Genomic DNA, 16,180 nt, shown 5'->3' on the forward strand with positions numbered 1-16,180 from the left:
ACGCAGTCTCAGCCCGGCAACGCACCCGGCCATCCCCTCCGGCGGCCGGGCGCGTGCCGGTTCAGTGCGCGAGCGCGGGCTGGCGACCGCCGGCGGCCAGGCGCTCCGCGGCGAGGCCCTCGGCGGCCTCGAGCGGCGTGACGCCGCGCGAGGAGGCCTCGTCGAAGATGCGGCGCACGGTGTCGCCGATCTGGCCGACGCGATCCATGATCTCGGCGCGCGTGCCGACGTGCTTCGCCTCGAGGTCGAGGTAGATCACGCCGCCCGCGTTGACCACGAAGTCGGGGGCGTACAGGATGCCGCGACCGGCGAGGCGGGCGGCGCCGCTGTGGTCGGCGAGCGGGTTGTTCGCAGGGCCGCACACGGCCTTCGCGTCGAGGGCGTCGATGACCTCGTCGGTGAGCAGCCCGCCGATGCCGGCCGGCACGAACACGTCCGCGGGGACGAGGTGCTCCTCGCCCGGGGCGATCCACTCCGCACCGAGTTCGGTGGCGAGGTCGCGCTTGGCGGGGTTCACGTCGGTCACGGTGAGGCGCGCGCCCTCGGCCGACAGGCGCACCGCGAGACGGCTGCCCACCTGGCCGAGGCCGGAGATCGTGATGCGGCGTCCCTCGACGTCGGCGGTGCCTGCGACGCGCTCGAGCGTCGCGCGCAGCGACTCGTACACGCCGAGGCTCGTGGGGCCGGCGGGCTCGCCCGAGCCGCCCACGGCGTCGGGCAGACCCACGACGTGCTCGGTGCGCTCGCTGACGACGAGCATGTCCTCGGTCGTCGAGCCGACGTCCTCCGCGGTGCGGTACAGGCCGTGCAGCGACTCGACGGCGTCGCCGAGGTCGAGGAACGCGGCGCGGCGACGGTCGGTGTCGAGCGTGGTGCCGGGAGGCAGGGCGATGACGGACTTGCCGCCGCCGGCGTCGAGGCCGGCCGCGGCGTTCTTGAGGGTCATGGCGGCTGACAGGCGCAGCGCATCGCCGAGGGCGTCGCTCCAGTGCGGATACGTCCACAGGCGCGCGCCGCCGAGGGCGGAGCCGAGCACGGACGAGTGCAGCGCGACGGCGATGAACAAGCCGCTCCGGCGACCGGTGATCACCTCCACCCGCTCGTGTGCGAAATCGGGCAGGGGCAGGGTGTGCGTCATCGCGGTTCTTCCTTCGGCGGGCCTCGTGGGCAGTGCGCTGCGGACGCCTCGGCGTTGCGGCATCCACTCTCATTGGACACCGATTCTGCGAATTGTTCAACCGTGTCGACGGCGAGTGGGCACATTGCGTGGTCGACGGCGTGAGTTCTGCGCACGCCTCAGCAGTGTGTCTGCCGTCGATAGCATCGACGAATGCCAGACGCCTACACCCACGGCCACCACGAGAGCGTTCTGCGGTCGCACCGCTGGCGCACCGCCGAGAACTCCGCGGCGTACCTTCTGCCGCACCTTCGGCCGGGCGTTTCGATCCTCGATGTGGGCAGTGGCCCCGGCACGATCACGGCGGACCTCGCGGCCCGCGTCGCACCCGCTCGGGTGGTGGGGACGGATGCCTCGGCCGACGTCGTCGCGCAGGCGGCGGCCGACCATTCGGCGCCGAACCTGTCGTTCGAGGTGGGCGACGCGTACGCGCTGCCGTACGAGGACGGCGGCTTCGACGTCGTGCACGCGCACCAGGTGCTGCAGCACGTGGATCGTCCGGTCGACATGCTGCGCGAGCTCGGACGCGTCGCCGGCCCGAACGGCTTGGTCGCCGCGCGCGACGTCGACTACGAGGGCGTGATCTGGTACCCGCTGATCCCCGCGCTCGACGACTGGCTCGCGCTGTACCTGGCGACGCACCGCAGCGTCGCGGGCGAGCCGGCGGCCGGACGCCGGCTGAAGGCGTGGGCGCAGGAGGCCGGTCTCGCCGACATCCGTGCCACCGCCTCGCTGTGGCTCTTCGAAGACGAGGCCGACCGCGCCTGGTGGGGCGGGATGTGGGCGGACCGCGTGCTGCAGTCGGCGTTCGCCGATTCGGCGCGCGCGACCGGCGCCGACGACGCGCTGCTGCAGCGCATCTCGGATGGCTGGCGCGAGTGGGCGGCATCCGACGACGGCTGGCTCCTCATGCCCCACGGCGAGATCCTCGCGCGCGGGCCGCGTCGTTAGGCTGAGCCGGTGACCATCCCCGCCTCGCTTCCCGCCCGCAGCCGCCTCGTCCACGATGCGATCCGCGCCGCCGGCATCCCCGGCGACATCGTGGTGCTTCCGGATGCCGCGTCCACCGCGGTCCTCGCCGCCGAGGCGCTCGGGGTCGAGGTCGGTGCGATCGCCAACAGCCTGGTGTTCTCCAGCGACGGCGCACCGCTGCTCGTGATGACGAGCGGCGCGCACCGCGTCGACACCGCGGCGCTCGCCGAGCGCCTGGGCGACGGCAAGATCCAGCGCGCGACGCCCGAGCAGGTGCGAGAGGCCACCGGCCAGGCCATCGGCGGTGTCGCGCCGACGGGGCACCCGGCGCCCTTGCGCACGATCGTCGACGAAGACCTCGCCGGCTACCCCGAGATCTGGGCCGCCGGCGGCACGCCGCACACCGTGTTCCCGATGACCTACGACGAACTGGTGCGTCTGACGGGCGGCACCGTCATGAAGGTCGACTGAGCTCGCGCGTGCTCAACGGGCGGTTGCGGCAGGTTCGGGCGCCGCGGTGAGCGGCGCACCGCGGGGGAGCCAGAGCAGGGCGATGACTCCGCTCAGCAGGTAGAGGCATCCCTGCAGCTCGACCAGAGGCAGCAGGCCGATCGGGCCGTCGGAGAGGGCGCCGAGGAGGATGCCGGCCGCCTGCCCGAGCGCGCTCACGAGCCCGACCGCGGCGAACACGGCGCCGCGCTGCCACGGGTCGGAGTGTTCCTGCAGCACGCTCATGAGGCCCGCGATCATGATCACGCCTGGCGCGCCGACGGCGGCGAACAGCACGATGTAGGGCCAGATGTCGGTGGTGAGCGCGGGAAGGTTCCACGTCACGAGCGAGAGCGCGCCGAACGCGAACAGGCTCAGCGCCGTGAGCGCTCGCGGCGAAGACCCGCGCACGAGGAACCCGAGCACGATACCGGCGACGACGGCGCCGATCGCCTGGATGCCGCGCAGGAGGCCGACGTCGGCATCCGATCCGCGCAGCGGGCCGAGCGCGAAGAGTACGAAGAGGACGAGGAACATCCCCTGCGCCACGCTCGACACGAAGATCACGGCGAACGCGCCCCGCAGCCGGGGGAGGCGGAAGGCGGTGAGGAGTCCGGCCGGCCGTGCGGCGGCTCCTTCCTCGGGGCTGTGCGTCTCGGCCGGTGCGGCGACGGCCGGAAGGGTCGCGATGAGGATGGCCGACACGACGTAGGTCAGCGCGTCGACCGCGACGATCAGGCCGAGGTCGCCGACGGCCAGGAGCACGCCGCCCAGCGGGCCGCCGACCAGGCGCCCGAGGTTCTGGTTGAGGCCGATCAGGGCATTGGCCGAGACCAGGCGGCCGGTGTCGACCAGCTCGGGAAGGAGGGTGTTCTTCGCCGGCTCGAACAGTGTGCTGAGTGAGGCGTGCACGAAGATCACCGCGTACGCGAGGGGGAGATCGCCGAGCTCGTCGACCCAGAGCAGGGGCAGCAGCGCCAGCGCCTGCCCGACGTTCACGGCGACCATGATCCAGCGGCGGTCGAACCGTCCGACGAGCCGGGCGGCCAGGGGCGCGAGCGCCACGGCGGGGATGAGCTCGAGCAGGAAGGCGATCGAGGTGCCGAGCGCCGATCCGGTGAGCTGGAACACGACGAGCGGCAGCGCGATGAAGAGGAGCCAGTCGCCGGTGTCGGAGATGAGTCCGGCCGTCCACAGCCGCCGGAAGGCGGGGATCGCGAAGGCGCTGCGCGAGGTCATCGCGGTTCCTCCCCGAACGTGGGGCGCGGAAACGCCAGCAGGGAGAGACTGGCGACCGCGGCATCCTGGGGGGCATCGGCGCGGGTCGCGGCGATGTAGGGGCGGACGATCGCGTCGATGCGCTCCACGATCGACTGCAGCTCGCCGGGCGTCACGCGCAGTCCGTATTGGGCGTGGGCGTCGACGTCGCGCCACTCACCCTCGATGCGATCGCGCCGGCGGACGTGCTCGCGCGCCAGCTGGTAGTCGAGCTGGAGGGACGCCTCGAGCATCGCGGTCGCGCTCGCCGCCACCGACGGGTCCTCGGAGTCGAGGTCGAGGCTGAGTCCGGTGACCGTCGCCTGCCACGGCCGTTCGCGGCCGTCGTCGGAGGCGGTCGGTTCGACGAGTCCGTGCTTTGCGAGCACCCGCAGGTGGTAGCTGCAGTTCGACGGGTTGTCGTCGACGGCCCGCGCGCACTCGGACGCGGTGGCGGCGCCGTGCGACATGAGGAAGCTCAGCAGGTCGAGGCGCACCGGGTGGGCGAGCGCCTCGAGTGCCGCGGGGTCGCTGAGCGTGCGTCGGATCTCGGGTGCGGCCATCATCATCCAATCTGAAAGACAGTTTCAGATTAGATCGGATGATGAAAACCTGCAAGAGTCTTTCAGGGTTTCGACGCTGTCGGACGTGTGCCGCCGATGCGTCTGCCGAGCTCGGCCGCCACAGGGGCCACGATCTCCGCGATTTCCGCGGCCTCGCGTGCGCCGTCCTCGGGGAAGGTCACCGCGATCGCGGCGATCGGCCAGCCGACGTGGTCGAGCACCGCGACGCCGACGGACCCGAGCCCGAGGGTGACTTCCCCGTCCTCTGAGGCCCACCCGCGCTCCCGCACGCCGCGGAGCAGCTCCCGCAGCTCGCCGGGCCGCTGGGGGCCCCGGCCCGTGCGGTCCGCGAAGGCCGCGGCATCCGGGAACAGCGCCCGCACCTGCTCGCGCGGAAGCGCCGCGAGCATCGCCCGGCCCGTCGCGGTGAGGTGCGACGGGAGGCGGACGCCGACATCCGTCACCAGTGCGGGCCGGCGCGGCGCACGCTCCTCGACGATGTACAGCACGTCGCGCCCGTGCATGACGGCGAGGTGCGCGCTCTCGCCGGCGCGATCGACGAGGTCGGCGAGCACGGGGCGGCCGAGCCGCGCGAGCGGCTCCTGGCGCGAGTACCCGCCGGCGAGCTCGAACGCGGCGATGCCGAGCCCCCAGCGCCGATCCTCGGGCAGATGCACGACGAACTGGTGCTCCTGCAGTGCCGCGAGCAGGTGGTACACGGTGGAGCGCGGCAGGTCCAGCGCCGTCGCGATCGTGCGCGCCGGAACCGGCCCGCGCTGGCGTGCGAGGTACGACAGGATCCGCAGCGTCTGGTCCGCGGCGGGCACCTGAGGCCTCGTCTTGCTGTCTGGAATCACAGACAGAGGATGCCACGACCCGCTGTCGCGCGCCACGGCCCGGGTGTGGAATCGGAGCATGACCATCGTCACGCCCACCTCCGCCACCGACGTCGTCGTCGTCACCGTCGGCGCGGCGCCGCTGCGTCCCGACGAGGTCGTCGCCGTCGCCCGTCACGGCGCCCTCGTCGAGCTCGCCCCCGAGGCCGTCGCGCGCGTCGCAGCGACCCGCGCCCTCGTGGAGGGCCTCGCCGACGACCCCGAGCCGCACTACGGCATCTCGACCGGCTTCGGCGCCCTCGCCACCACGTTCATCGCCCCCGAGCGACGCCTGCAGCTGCAGGCCAGCCTCATCCGATCGCACGCCGCGGGCACCGGCCCCGAGGTCGAGCGCGAGGTCGTCCGCGCCCTCATGCTGCTGCGCCTGCAGACGCTGGCGACGGGTCACACGGGCGTCCGCCCGGTCGTCGTGGAGACCTACGCCGCGATGCTCAACGCCGGCATCACGCCGATCGTGCGCGAGTACGGCTCGCTCGGCTGCTCGGGCGACCTCGCGCCGCTGTCGCACGTCGCGCTCGCCGCGATGGGCGAGGGGCGCGTGCGCACAGCGACCGGCGAAGAGGTCGACGCGGCGGAGGCGCTGGCGGCAGCATCCGTGTCCCCGCTCGTCCTGCGCGAGAAGGAGGGGCTCGCGCTCATCAACGGCACCGACGGCATGCTCGGGATGCTGCTGCTCGCGCTCCACGACCTCTCGGTGCTGCTCGACACCGCCGATGTCGCCGCGGGCATGTCGGTCGAGTCGCAGCTCGGCACGGACGCCGTATTCGCAGCCGATCTGCAGGCGCTCCGGCCGCAGGTGGGGCAGGCCGTCTCGGCCTCGAACCTGCGGGCCGTGCTCGCGGGCTCCGGGATCATGGCGTCGCACCGCGACCCCGCCGTCTGCACCCGCGTGCAGGACGCGTACTCGCTGCGCTGCTCGCCGCAGGTGCACGGCGCCGCCCGCGACACCGCCGACCACGCGCTGCTCATCGCTTCGCGCGAGCTCGCCGCGGCCGTCGACAACCCTGTGATCACCGACGACGGGCGTGTCGAGTCGAACGGCAACTTCCACGGCGCACCGGTCGCATACGTGCTGGACTTCCTCGCGATCGCCGTGGCCGACGTGGCATCGATCTCGGAGCGCCGCACCGACCGCGCCCTCGACCGCGCGCGCAGTAACGGCCTGCCGCCCTTCCTCGCCGACGAGGTCGGGGTCGACTCGGGCTTCATGATCGCCCAGTACGCCGCGGCGGGGATCGTCTCGGAGTTGAAGCGGCTGGCGGTTCCGGCATCCGTCGACTCGATCCCGTCGTCCGCGTTGCAGGAGGATCACGTGTCGATGGGGTGGGCCGCCGCGCGAAAGCTGCGTCGGGCGATCGACGGGCTCTCGCGCGTGCTCGCGATCGAGGTGCTCACCGCCGCGCGCGCCCTCGACCTGCGGGCGCCGCTCGAGCCCGCCGCCGCCACCGGCGCCGTGCGCGACCTCGTGCGCACCGTCGCCGGAGGACCCGGCCCCGACCGCTATCTGTCGCCCGAGATGGAGGCCGTGACCGTGCTCGTCGCGTCCGGCGCCGTCGCGGCGGCCGCCTACCAGACCACCACGAAGGAGTGACGATGTCCGTTCCGACAAGCTCAACGACCGCGCCGGCCGCGCGCGGGCTCGGCGAAGGCGCCGTGCGCGCGCCGCGAGGCCCCGAGCGCACCGCCAAGAGCTGGGGCGCCGAAGCCGCCAAGCGCATGCTCATGAACAACCTCGACCCCGAGGTCGCCGAGCACCCGGAGGACCTCGTCGTCTACGGAGGCACGGGACGCGCGGCCCGTTCGTGGGAGGCGTTCGACGCCATCGTCCGCACGCTCGACGAGCTCGAGCCCGACGAGACGCTGCTGGTGCAGTCGGGCAAGCCGGTCGGGGTCTTCCGCACGCACGAGTGGGCGCCGCGCGTGCTCATCGCCAACTCGAACCTCGTGGGGGACTGGGCGACGTGGCCCGAGTTCCGTCGTCTCGAAGAGCTCGGCCTCACGATGTACGGCCAGATGACCGCGGGGTCATGGATCTACATCGGCACGCAGGGCATCCTCCAGGGCACGTATGAGACGTTCGCCGCGGTGGCGCGGTCGCTCGGGCGCGACGACCTGTCGGGCACGCTCACGCTCACCGGCGGTGCCGGGGGCATGGGCGGGGCACAGCCGCTCGCCGTGACCCTCAACGGCGGAGCGGTGCTCATCGTCGACGTCGACGAGTCGCGCCTGGCACGCCGTGTCGAGCACGGCTACCTCGACGAGTACACGACCGACCTCGACCAGGCGCTCGCACGGGTCATGGCGGCGAAGTCCGCCGGCGAGGCGCTGTCGGTGGGCGTCGTCGGCAACGCCGCCGAGGTCTTCGGCGACGTGCTGCTGCGCCACCGCGCGGGGGAGGTCGCCGTCGACATCGTCACCGACCAGACCAGCGCCCACGACCCGCTGGCGTACCTGCCGGTGGGCATCGCGTTCGAGGACTGGAAGGCCGAGGCGGCACGTGACCCCGAGGCTTTCACCGCCCGCGCGCGCGGCTCGATGGCCAAGCACGTCGCGGCGATGGTGGGATTCCAGGATGCCGGGGCCGAGGTCTTCGACTACGGCAACTCGATCCGCGCCGAGGCGCAGCTCGGCGGCTTCGACCGGGCGTTCGCCTTCCCGGGATTCGTTCCGGCCTACATCCGCCCGCAGTTCGCAGAGGGGCGCGGACCGTTCCGCTGGGTCGCGCTTTCGGGAGACCCCGAGGATATCCGCAAGACGGACGAGGCCGTCAAGGCCCTGTTCCCCGACAACGCGGGACTCGTGCGCTGGCTCGACAAGGCCGGCGACGCGGTCCACTTCGAGGGCCTCCCGGCGCGCATCTGCTGGCTCGGCTACAAGGAGCGCCATCTCGCTGGACTGAAGTTCAACGAGATGGTCGCCTCAGGAGAGCTGTCGGGACCGATCGTGATCGGCCGCGACCACCTCGACGCGGGCTCGGTCGCCTCGCCCTACCGCGAGACCGAGGCCATGGCCGACGGGTCCGACGCGATCGCCGACTGGCCGCTCCTCAACGCGCTGCTCAACACGGCGTCGGGTGCGGCGTGGGTGTCGATCCACCACGGCGGCGGCGTCGGCATCGGCCGCAGCATCCATGCCGGTCAGGTCACCGTCGCCGACGGCACCCCGCTCGCCGCGGAGAAGCTCGAGCGCGTGCTCACCAACGATCCCGGCACCGGCGTGATGCGCCACGTCGACGCGGGCTACGACCGCGCGAAGGAAGTCGCGCGCGAGCGCGGCCTGAACGTGCCCATGCTCGGTGACTGACGGACGGATGCTGTGACCACCACGCTCATCACGAACATCGGCGAACTGACCACCAACGTCGCCTCCGACGGCGATGCCCTCGGCACGCTGCACGACGCCGCCGTGCTGATCGTGGGCGACCGGATCGCCTGGGTCGGCCCCGCCTCCACCCTCGACCGCGAGAGTGCTTCTGGTGGACGAGAGGTGGGGAACCAACCCGCATCTCGGCGACCAGCTGTTCTCTCGCGGGAAGAGGGGGTCGAGGTCGTCGACGCCGGGGGCCGCGCGGTCATCCCCGGGTTCGTCGACAGTCACACGCACCTCGTGTTCGGGGGCGACCGCGCCGACGAGTTCGAGGCGCGCATGACCGGTACGCCGTATGCCGCAGGGGGCATACGGCGTACCGTCGGGGCGACGCGCTCCGCGAGCGACGAGGACCTGCGGGCGCGCCTCGCCGGCTTCGTGGCCGAGCTCCACGGCCAGGGGACGACGACGTTCGAGATCAAGACCGGGTACGGACTCACCGTCGCCGACGAAGAGCGACTCGCGCGCCTCGCCGCGGAAGTCACGCCCGAGGTCACGTTCCTGGGAGCCCACGTCGTGCCTGCAGAGTACAGCGAGCGACGCGACGAGTACGTCGAGCTCGTCTGCGACGCGATGCTCCACGCCTGTGCTCCTCACAGCCGGTGGATCGACGTGTTCTGCGAGCGCGGCGCCTTCACCCCTGACGAGTCGCGGCGCATCCTCGCCGCGGGCGTCGCGCACGGCCTCGAGCCGCGGGTGCACGGCAACCAGCTCGGACCGGGCGAGGGGGTGGGTCTCGCCGTCGAGCTGGGCGCAGCATCCGTCGATCACTGCACGTATCTGTCCGACGACGATGTCGCCGCGCTCGCGGGATCGACCACGGTCGCGACGCTGCTGCCGGGCGTGGAGTTCTCGACCCGCCAGCCGTACCCCGACGCGCGGCGCCTGATCGACGCGGGAGCGACCGTCGCCCTCGCGAGCGACTGCAACCCGGGGTCGAGTTTCACGAGCTCGATGCCCCTCATGATCGCGCTCGCGGTGCGCGAGATGGGGATGTCGCCCGCCGAGGCGGTGTGGGCCGCGACCGCCGGCGGAGCGAAGGCGCTGCGCCGCGACGACGTGGGCGCACTGGCCCCGGGGATGCGCGCCGACCTCGTGATGCTCGACGCGCCGACCCGCGTGCACCTCGCCTACCGCCCCGGTGTGCCGCTCGTGCACACCGTGTGGATCGGCGGCGGCGCGGTCTGAGCTCTCACGGCCCTGGTCGCCTGTCTCGAACTGTCGCGCGGTCGGGCATGTCGTGACAGGCGAGGGGCGAGCCCGACTGCTCACCTGTCATGAAATGCCCGGAGACACGGCACATCGTGACAGGTGAGCAGGCTCGCACGCGGCTCGCGGCTCGCGGCTCGCGGCTCGCGGCTCGCGGCTGCGGGCGCGTCAGCGGGGCGGCGTGTCGAACGTCCAGTTGTCGGGATCGACGGAGCTCGCGACGTCCCAGTCGTCCTGCGCCCAGATGAACGTCGCGACGGCGCACGTCGGCATGTGGTCGATGTCGTCGTCCGAGAGGCTCGCCGCGAGGGCGCTCATCCCGGGATCGTGCGCGACCACCATGACCGTCGCCGCACGCGTGGCCGCGGCCGCGGCGAGCAAGGTGCGCGCCGGGGCGCCGTACAGCTCGAGGTCCAGCGAGACCGCCACGCCGAGCTCGGCGGCGAAGGCTTCGGCCGTCGTCCGCGCGCGCACGGCTGTGCTCGAGAGGATGACGTCCGGTCGGAACCCGGTCGCCGCGAGCCGCGCGGCCATGCGCGGCGCATCGCGCCGGCCGCGATCGTTCAGCGGGCGGTCGTGGTCGTCGAGGCCGGGGTTGCCCCATTCGGACTTCGCGTGCCGCACCAGTGCGAGACGGATCATGACGTCACCTTTCCTGAGGCCTTGGCGGCGAGGAGTTCGAGTACGCAGAGCGCCGCGAGGCGCACGGTGCGCCCGTCGGGGGCATCCGCCGTGGCGTCGACCTCGGCGATGTCGGCGCTGTGCAGACGGGAGTCGGCGGCGAGGGCGCGCACGAGCGCCCGCAGCTCCCAGGCGGCCAGTCCGCCGGGGACGGATGCCGGGCACCCGGGCGCCACGGACCGGTCGCACACGTCCACATCGATGTCGAGGTGCACCGGGCCGCCGCCGGCGCCGGCGATCTCGAGCGCCTCGGCTGTGACGTCGGCGGCGCCGCGGCGGCGCAGGTCGTCCATCGTCACGACGGTGATGCCGTAGTCCGCCGCGCGCTGCGCGTAGGCGACGGAGTTGGCGAAGTCGGCGATGCCGAGCTGGACGATCCGCCGCCCGTCGAGGCCGTCCTCGACCAGCCGCCGCACCGGCGAGCCGTTCGAGACGCCGTCGCGAAGATCGAAATGCGCGTCGATGGTGATGAGCCCTGTCGCCCGGGCGCCCTGCGCCACCGCGTAGGTGAGTGAGTTGTCGCCGCCGAGCGCGACGACGAGATCTGCGCGCTCGCGCAGCTCCGACACCGTGGAGCGGACGGATGCCTCGCCCTCCGGTCCGTCGGGATCGGCGACGTCGCCCGCATCCGCGATGCGCAGCACGTCGTTCAGGTCGATCGGCGGAGGGCCCAGGAGCGTCGGGCTGTAGCGTCGCAGCGCCTCGCGGATCGCCGCGGGCGTCGCGTGTGCGCCGGTGGGGGACAGGGAGGTGCGGAATGCGGGAACGCCGAGGATCGCGGCATCCCAGCTCCCGTCTTCGAGCGGGGGCCACGCACCTGCGCGTGGCCACGAGGGATCGTGGGAAAGCGTCACGTGTCGACGCTACCGGGCGCTCACGCCGCGACGTAGACCCACGCGGAGCGACCGCTCGCGAGCACCACGGCGCAGCGTCGATACAACGCCACTTCGTACTCGTCGGCCGCGTCCAGCTCGTCCTCGGTCACGAGCAGCGCCTTGCCCACGACCTTGTCGAGGGGGTTCCCCGTCTCGCGCACGATCGGGTGAACGGTCAGACCCGACAGGTCGACGACGCGTGTGTCTTCGATCTCGGCGTAGTCGACGGTGTACCCGGGCAGCGCGTCGGGCTCGCTCTCGACCAGGCGGCCGAACGTGTCGAGCTGCACGTCGGCGTTCTGCAGCGTGCCGTAGCTGAAGAGGTACTGGGTGGGCTCGTCCGCGGACACGGCATCAGGGTAACTCTCGGCGGCCTCGATCGCCCCGGACTTCACGCACTCTTAACACGGGCCGCCGCCACGCGTCACCCGAGCAGCGCGTGCGCGATCGAGAAGATCGCGAGGCCGGCGAGCGCGCCGACGATCGTGCCGTTGAGGCGGATGTACTGCAGGTCGCGCCCGACCATGAGCTCGATCTTCTCCGTCGTCTCGACGGGGTCCCACCGCTCGACGGTGTCGGTGATGATCGAGGCGATGTCGTGGCGGTAGCGGTCGACGAGGAACACGGCGGCGTCCGTCACCCAGGTGTCCACGCGGCGCTGGAGCGCAGCATCCGTCGTCAATCGCTCGCCGATCTCGACCAGCGCCTCCACGCCCCGTCGCCGCAGTCCGCTGTCGGGGTCGGCGAGCGAGCGCAGCAGGCCGGCCTTGGCGGTCGCCCAGGCCTCGCCCGCCAGCTCGCGGACGCGGGGGCTGTCGAACACGGCGAGCTTCGCGTCTTCGAAGCGTCCGATCGTCGCGGGGTCGTGCTGCAGGTTGCCGGCGAGACGCGCAAGGTAGCCGTCGATCGCGACGCGGGCCGGATGCCGTGGGTCGGCCTGCACGGCGGCGACGAACTTCACGGCCTCGTTGTACACGGTGTCGTCGACGAAGCGATGCGCGACCGACGGCACCCACGCCGGCAGGCGGCGCGACACGACGCCGGTGAAGGCGACTTTGTTGGCGGCGAGCCACGCTGCGATGGTGTCGGCGGCGAGGTCGACGGCGCCGTGGTGCGCGCCGGCGTCGATGATGCGCTCGAGCCATTCGCCCAGCGGCGGACCCCACTCCGGTGCGATGAGGTGCTCGCGGGCGAGCTCCTCGATCACGTCGCGGACGTCGTCGTCGCTGAGCGCCCGCAGCACGCTTGCCGCCATCACGGATGCCTCGGCGGCGACCCGCTCCGCATGCACCGGCGCGCTCAGCCATTCGCCGAGGCGGGCGGCGATCGCGGTCTGGTCGAGCTTCGTGCGCACGACGTCGGCGCGCAGGAACTCGGTCTCGACGAACTCGCCGAGGTTGCGCCCGATCTCGTCCTTGCGGCTCGGGATGATCGCGGTGTGCGGGATCGGGATCCCCAGCGGATGGCGGAAGAGCGCCGTCACCGCGAACCAGTCGGCGAGAGCGCCGACCATGCCGCCCTCGGCCGCCGCGCGCAGGTAGGCGAGCGCCGGGATCTCCTGCTGGAACGCGAACGAGAAGGCGAACAGCACCGCCATGAAGATCAGCGCGCCGAGGGCGACGCCCTTCATCGTGCGCAGCCCTCGGCGGCGCTCCTGATCGGCGGGGCTGAGGAGGCGTGTCGGCGTCGACATGTCTCAGTCCTCGATCGGCCCGAGCCAGGCGGTCGCGACGGTCGAGTGCGCCGATTCCGGGTCGGAGGGGTGGAACAGGCCGGCCAGCACGTCGCGGTAGAGGCGGCTCAGCTCGTTGCCCGAGAAGTACGAGGATCCGCCGGCGACGAGCACGGCCTCGTCGACGATCTGCTTCGCGGCCGTCACGGCCCGATGTTTGACGCCCGCCAGCAGCGAGAACCACCTCGCCCCGTGGTCGGCGAGGTCGTCGACGTCGTGGGCGAGCGCATCGATCTGCGGCGGAAGGGCGTCGTAGGCGAGCGCCATGCCGGCGATGCGCCAGCGGATGTCGGGATCCTGGCTGTACGCCTTGCCGGTGCGCTTCGACGTGCGCGTGCCGGCCGCCGCGACCGCGAGGTCGAGCGCCCGCCGCCCGACCCCCGTGTACACCGATGCCAGGAGGATCTCGAAGACACTGAAGATGCCGAACACCAGCGGGTCAGGGTTGGGGCCCGGGGCGAGCCGCCGCACGATCCGGTCGGCGGGCGCCACGGCGTCGCGCAGCCGGGTCGTGCGCGATTGCGTGCCCCGCATGCCGAGGGTGTCCCAGTCGTCACGGACGACGACGCGCCCGGCCTGCACCTCGGAGCGCGGCACGAACGCGTAGACCATCTGCGGGGCGTCCTCTGACGACGTGTCGAGGCCATGGAGGCCCAGCTGCGTCCACACCGGCGCGAGCGACGTGAAGATCTTGGTCCCGGTGAACGAGTATCCGCCGTCGGGGAGGGGCGCAGCATCCGTCCCGCTCCCGAACAGCACGAGGTCGTTTCCGGCCTCGCTGATCCCGAACGCGAAGACCTCGCCGGCCGCCGCGCCCTCCTGTACGAACCTCAGCGCGTCGATCCCGCGGTCGGCGAGCACCTTCGCGACGCCCGTCCACACCAGGTGCATGTTGATCGCGAGGGCCGTCGCAGGGGCCGCGCCCGCGAGGCGCTGCTGGAGGACGGATGCCTCGGCCAGCCCGAGACCCGATCCGCCGAGCTCTTCCGGCACGAGGATCGCGAGGTACCCGGCAGCTTTCAGGTCGGCGAGGTCGTCGTCGGGGAAGGTGTTCTCCCTGTCGTGCACAGCCGCCCGCGCGCGGAAACGCTCCAGCAATTCGTCGTTCAGGATCTCGCTCGGTTCGAAGGACGCCACCACGCCATTCTTACGCGATGATGTGCGCATGGCGACGCTCTCGGAGATGCTCCAGGCGCTTATCCCACCGACGCAACGGCAGACCGCGGCCGAGGTGACCGAGGCGCTCGACCTCGGCTCGGGTGACCGCGCCGGCAAACGCAGCGGGTTCCTCATCATGCTGACCCTCGCCGGCATCATCGCGATCGCCGGCGTGCTGACCGACTCCACCGCGACGGTCATCGGCGCGATGATCATCGCGCCGCTCGGCACACCGATCCTCGCGATCGGGCTCGGCATCGTCACCGGGCACCTCAGCCTGGTCGTCCGGTCGATCATGTGGGTGCTGCTCGGGCTCGTCATCGTGATCGTGCTGGGCCTGGCGTTCTCGCTGTTCGTGGCGACCCCGGAGAGCCTCGAGACCAACTCGCAGGTGGTCGGCCGTACCTCACCCAGCTTCATGGACCTCGTGGCGGCGCTCGCCACCGGCTTCGCGGGCGGCTTCGCGATGTGCCGGAAGGACCTGAGCGCCATCCTTCCCGGTGTGGCGATCGCGATCTCGCTCGTGCCGCCGCTGGGTGTCGTCGGCGTCTGTGCGGGGCAGGGCCTCTGGGCCGACGCGCTCGGTGCGCTGTGGCTGTTCCTCTCCAACGTCGTCGCCCTCGTGATCGCCGGCAGCATCGTCTTCACCGTCGCCGGGTACGCGCGCGATCCGGGATCGTCGCCCGTCGCCAATCGGCGCCGCGCCTACGTGATCGTCTCGGTGCTCGCGGTGGTCATCGCCGTGCCGCTGGCGGTGAACTCGGTGGTGTCTGTGGGGCTGGCACGGTGGTCCGTGGCGATCCAGGACGCTGCGACCGACTGGCTCAGCGTCGACGACGGCGCTCGGGTCTACGGCGTGGACTGGACGGGCGCCACCGCCACCGTCGCGATCACGACGGACGACGGCCAGACCCCGCCGGTCGACGACCTGCGCGACGAGCTCGCGAGCGTGCTGCCGTCCTTCGTGGGTGTGGTCCTCGACGTCGGCCAGGGCGTCGAGATCACGGTGCAGTAGCCGTGCCCGCCGGATTCAGGCGAGTGCGGCGAACAGTGCCTCGATGGTCGATTCCGGCTGATCGCGGTGCGGGGAATGGCCCGCGTCGGCGACGACCGACACCGTGAAGTTCGGGTTGGGCGCTACCGCCGCCTCGGCCGGCTTGCCGCGGAAGATCGAATACACGCCCGGATCGGACGCGATCACGTGGGTCGGCACCGCTATGCGAAGCGCAGTATCCGTGACGTCCCATTCCGCGTTCTGAGCGCTCGTCTGCTCCACCGCCCAGCGGCTCGCCTGCTGCGCGGACAGCGCCTTCAGTTCGATGTCGTGCGGGTGCCAGTGCGGGTGCTCTGCGCGCACGGCCGCCTGCGACGGGTCGTCGAACGAGCGGGTCTGGCTGTCGCGGACGATGTCGCGGTCGTGGTCGGTGAGCAGGAGCGCGGGGTCGACGAGGATGAGACGGCGCGTCCACGACGGATCAGCTGCGGCGGCGAGAACGGATGCTGCGCCCCCGAGCGAGTGGCCGATCACGAGGTCCCACGGGCCGGCGTCGACCGGACCGGTCGCAGCGACGTCGGCGGCATAGGCCGCCAGCGTGTAGTCGAGCGTGCGCGGGGCCGTGCCGTGCCCGCGGAGGTCCACAGCATCCGTCCGCCATCCGGCATCCGCGAGAGCCGAGCCGTACCGCCACATCAGCGCGCCGTTGGACCCGAGGCCGTGGATGAGCAGCGCGCGACGATCGGCCGAGGCCGACCCCCACGACAGGCGGGGGAGAGTGACGGCAGTGGGCATACGCTCAAGCCTAGGA

The 16,180-nt window shown here is 72.2% G+C and carries 16 protein-coding genes; 6 read left to right on the plus strand and 10 right to left on the minus strand.

Annotated elements, in window-relative coordinates:
• Positions 1 to 61: 61 nt before the first annotated feature.
• Positions 62 to 1,138, minus strand: coding sequence for a Glu/Leu/Phe/Val dehydrogenase dimerization domain-containing protein (locus ACFC1K_RS17440; protein ID WP_375872570.1), 1,077 nt, complete (start codon positions 1,136 to 1,138; stop codon positions 62 to 64).
• A gap of 192 nt (positions 1,139 to 1,330) precedes the next feature.
• Between ACFC1K_RS17440 and ACFC1K_RS17445 the strand changes: the two genes are divergently transcribed.
• Both ACFC1K_RS17445 and ACFC1K_RS17450 read left to right on the plus strand, forming a co-directional pair.
• Positions 1,331 to 2,128 (plus strand): methyltransferase domain-containing protein, encoded by a 798-nt coding sequence (locus ACFC1K_RS17445; protein ID WP_375872571.1) that lies wholly within the window; start codon positions 1,331 to 1,333, stop codon positions 2,126 to 2,128.
• A 15-nt stretch (positions 2,129 to 2,143) separates the two neighbouring features.
• A complete protein-coding gene (locus ACFC1K_RS17450; protein WP_375872753.1) occupies positions 2,144 to 2,620 on the plus strand; it encodes a YbaK/EbsC family protein in 477 nt (158 codons plus the stop codon).
• Positions 2,621 to 2,632: 12 nt separating this feature from the next.
• Here the strand turns inward: ACFC1K_RS17450 and ACFC1K_RS17455 are convergent, their stop codons facing one another.
• From ACFC1K_RS17455 to ACFC1K_RS17465, 3 genes are all read right to left on the minus strand, one after another.
• Positions 2,633 to 3,877, minus strand: coding sequence for an MFS transporter (locus tag ACFC1K_RS17455; RefSeq protein ID WP_375872572.1), 1,245 nt, complete (start codon positions 3,875 to 3,877; stop codon positions 2,633 to 2,635).
• Complete coding sequence (locus ACFC1K_RS17460; RefSeq protein WP_375872573.1) at positions 3,874 to 4,458, minus strand: helix-turn-helix domain-containing protein; 585 nt, start codon at positions 4,456 to 4,458, stop codon at positions 3,874 to 3,876. Before ACFC1K_RS17460 ends, ACFC1K_RS17455 begins: the two co-directional genes overlap by 4 nt.
• Before the next feature lie 62 nt (positions 4,459 to 4,520).
• Positions 4,521 to 5,321, minus strand: coding sequence for an IclR family transcriptional regulator (locus ACFC1K_RS17465; protein ID WP_375872754.1), 801 nt, complete (start codon positions 5,319 to 5,321; stop codon positions 4,521 to 4,523).
• Positions 5,322 to 5,373: 52 nt separating this feature from the next.
• Between ACFC1K_RS17465 and hutH the strand changes: the two genes are divergently transcribed.
• Genes hutH through hutI form a run of 3 tightly spaced genes read left to right on the plus strand, consistent with a single transcriptional unit; the run spans position 5,374 to position 9,908 of the window.
• Positions 5,374 to 6,945: a histidine ammonia-lyase gene (gene hutH / locus ACFC1K_RS17470; protein WP_375872574.1), complete on the plus strand. Its 1,572-nt coding sequence runs from the start codon at positions 5,374 to 5,376 to the stop codon at positions 6,943 to 6,945.
• A 2-nt stretch (positions 6,946 to 6,947) separates the two neighbouring features.
• Complete coding sequence (gene hutU / locus ACFC1K_RS17475) at positions 6,948 to 8,657, plus strand: urocanate hydratase (protein WP_375872575.1); 1,710 nt, start codon at positions 6,948 to 6,950, stop codon at positions 8,655 to 8,657.
• Positions 8,658 to 8,669: 12 nt separating this feature from the next.
• Complete coding sequence (gene hutI, locus ACFC1K_RS17480; RefSeq protein WP_375872576.1) at positions 8,670 to 9,908, plus strand: imidazolonepropionase; 1,239 nt, start codon at positions 8,670 to 8,672, stop codon at positions 9,906 to 9,908.
• A 189-nt stretch (positions 9,909 to 10,097) separates the two neighbouring features.
• Here the strand turns inward: hutI and ACFC1K_RS17485 are convergent, their stop codons facing one another.
• The 5 genes from ACFC1K_RS17485 to ACFC1K_RS17505 form a co-directional block, all read right to left on the minus strand.
• Positions 10,098 to 10,571: a histidine phosphatase family protein gene (locus tag ACFC1K_RS17485; RefSeq protein WP_375872577.1), complete on the minus strand. Its 474-nt coding sequence runs from the start codon at positions 10,569 to 10,571 to the stop codon at positions 10,098 to 10,100.
• Positions 10,568 to 11,464: an agmatinase family protein gene (locus ACFC1K_RS17490; protein ID WP_375872578.1), complete on the minus strand. Its 897-nt coding sequence runs from the start codon at positions 11,462 to 11,464 to the stop codon at positions 10,568 to 10,570. The genes ACFC1K_RS17485 and ACFC1K_RS17490 overlap by 4 nt, the downstream gene beginning before the upstream one ends.
• 20 nt (positions 11,465 to 11,484) lie before the next feature.
• A complete protein-coding gene (locus ACFC1K_RS17495) occupies positions 11,485 to 11,835 on the minus strand; it encodes a gamma-glutamylcyclotransferase family protein (protein ID WP_310292197.1) in 351 nt (116 codons plus the stop codon).
• 74 nt (positions 11,836 to 11,909) lie between these two features.
• A complete protein-coding gene (locus tag ACFC1K_RS17500; RefSeq protein ID WP_375872579.1) occupies positions 11,910 to 13,178 on the minus strand; it encodes a DUF445 domain-containing protein in 1,269 nt (422 codons plus the stop codon).
• 3 nt (positions 13,179 to 13,181) lie between these two features.
• The gene (locus ACFC1K_RS17505; protein ID WP_375872580.1) at positions 13,182 to 14,354 is read right to left on the minus strand and encodes an acyl-CoA dehydrogenase family protein; all 1,173 of its coding nucleotides are present in this window, start codon (positions 14,352 to 14,354) and stop codon (positions 13,182 to 13,184) included.
• A 28-nt stretch (positions 14,355 to 14,382) separates the two neighbouring features.
• On the opposite strand from ACFC1K_RS17505, the gene ACFC1K_RS17510 reads away from it, so the two are divergent.
• Positions 14,383 to 15,390 carry a TIGR00341 family protein gene (locus ACFC1K_RS17510; protein ID WP_375872581.1) on the plus strand — a complete coding sequence of 336 codons (1,008 nt, stop codon included), beginning with the start codon at positions 14,383 to 14,385 and terminating at the stop codon, positions 15,388 to 15,390.
• Between the two features lie 15 nt (positions 15,391 to 15,405).
• Here ACFC1K_RS17510 and ACFC1K_RS17515 read toward each other — a convergent pair whose 3' ends face one another.
• A complete protein-coding gene (locus ACFC1K_RS17515) occupies positions 15,406 to 16,164 on the minus strand; it encodes an alpha/beta fold hydrolase (RefSeq protein WP_375872582.1) in 759 nt (252 codons plus the stop codon).
• Between the last annotated feature and the right edge of the window lie 16 nt (positions 16,165 to 16,180).

The organism is Microbacterium sp. NPDC056057 (assembly GCF_042266945.1).
Classification (GTDB): Bacteria; Actinomycetota; Actinomycetes; order Actinomycetales; family Microbacteriaceae; genus Microbacterium; species Microbacterium trichothecenolyticum_C.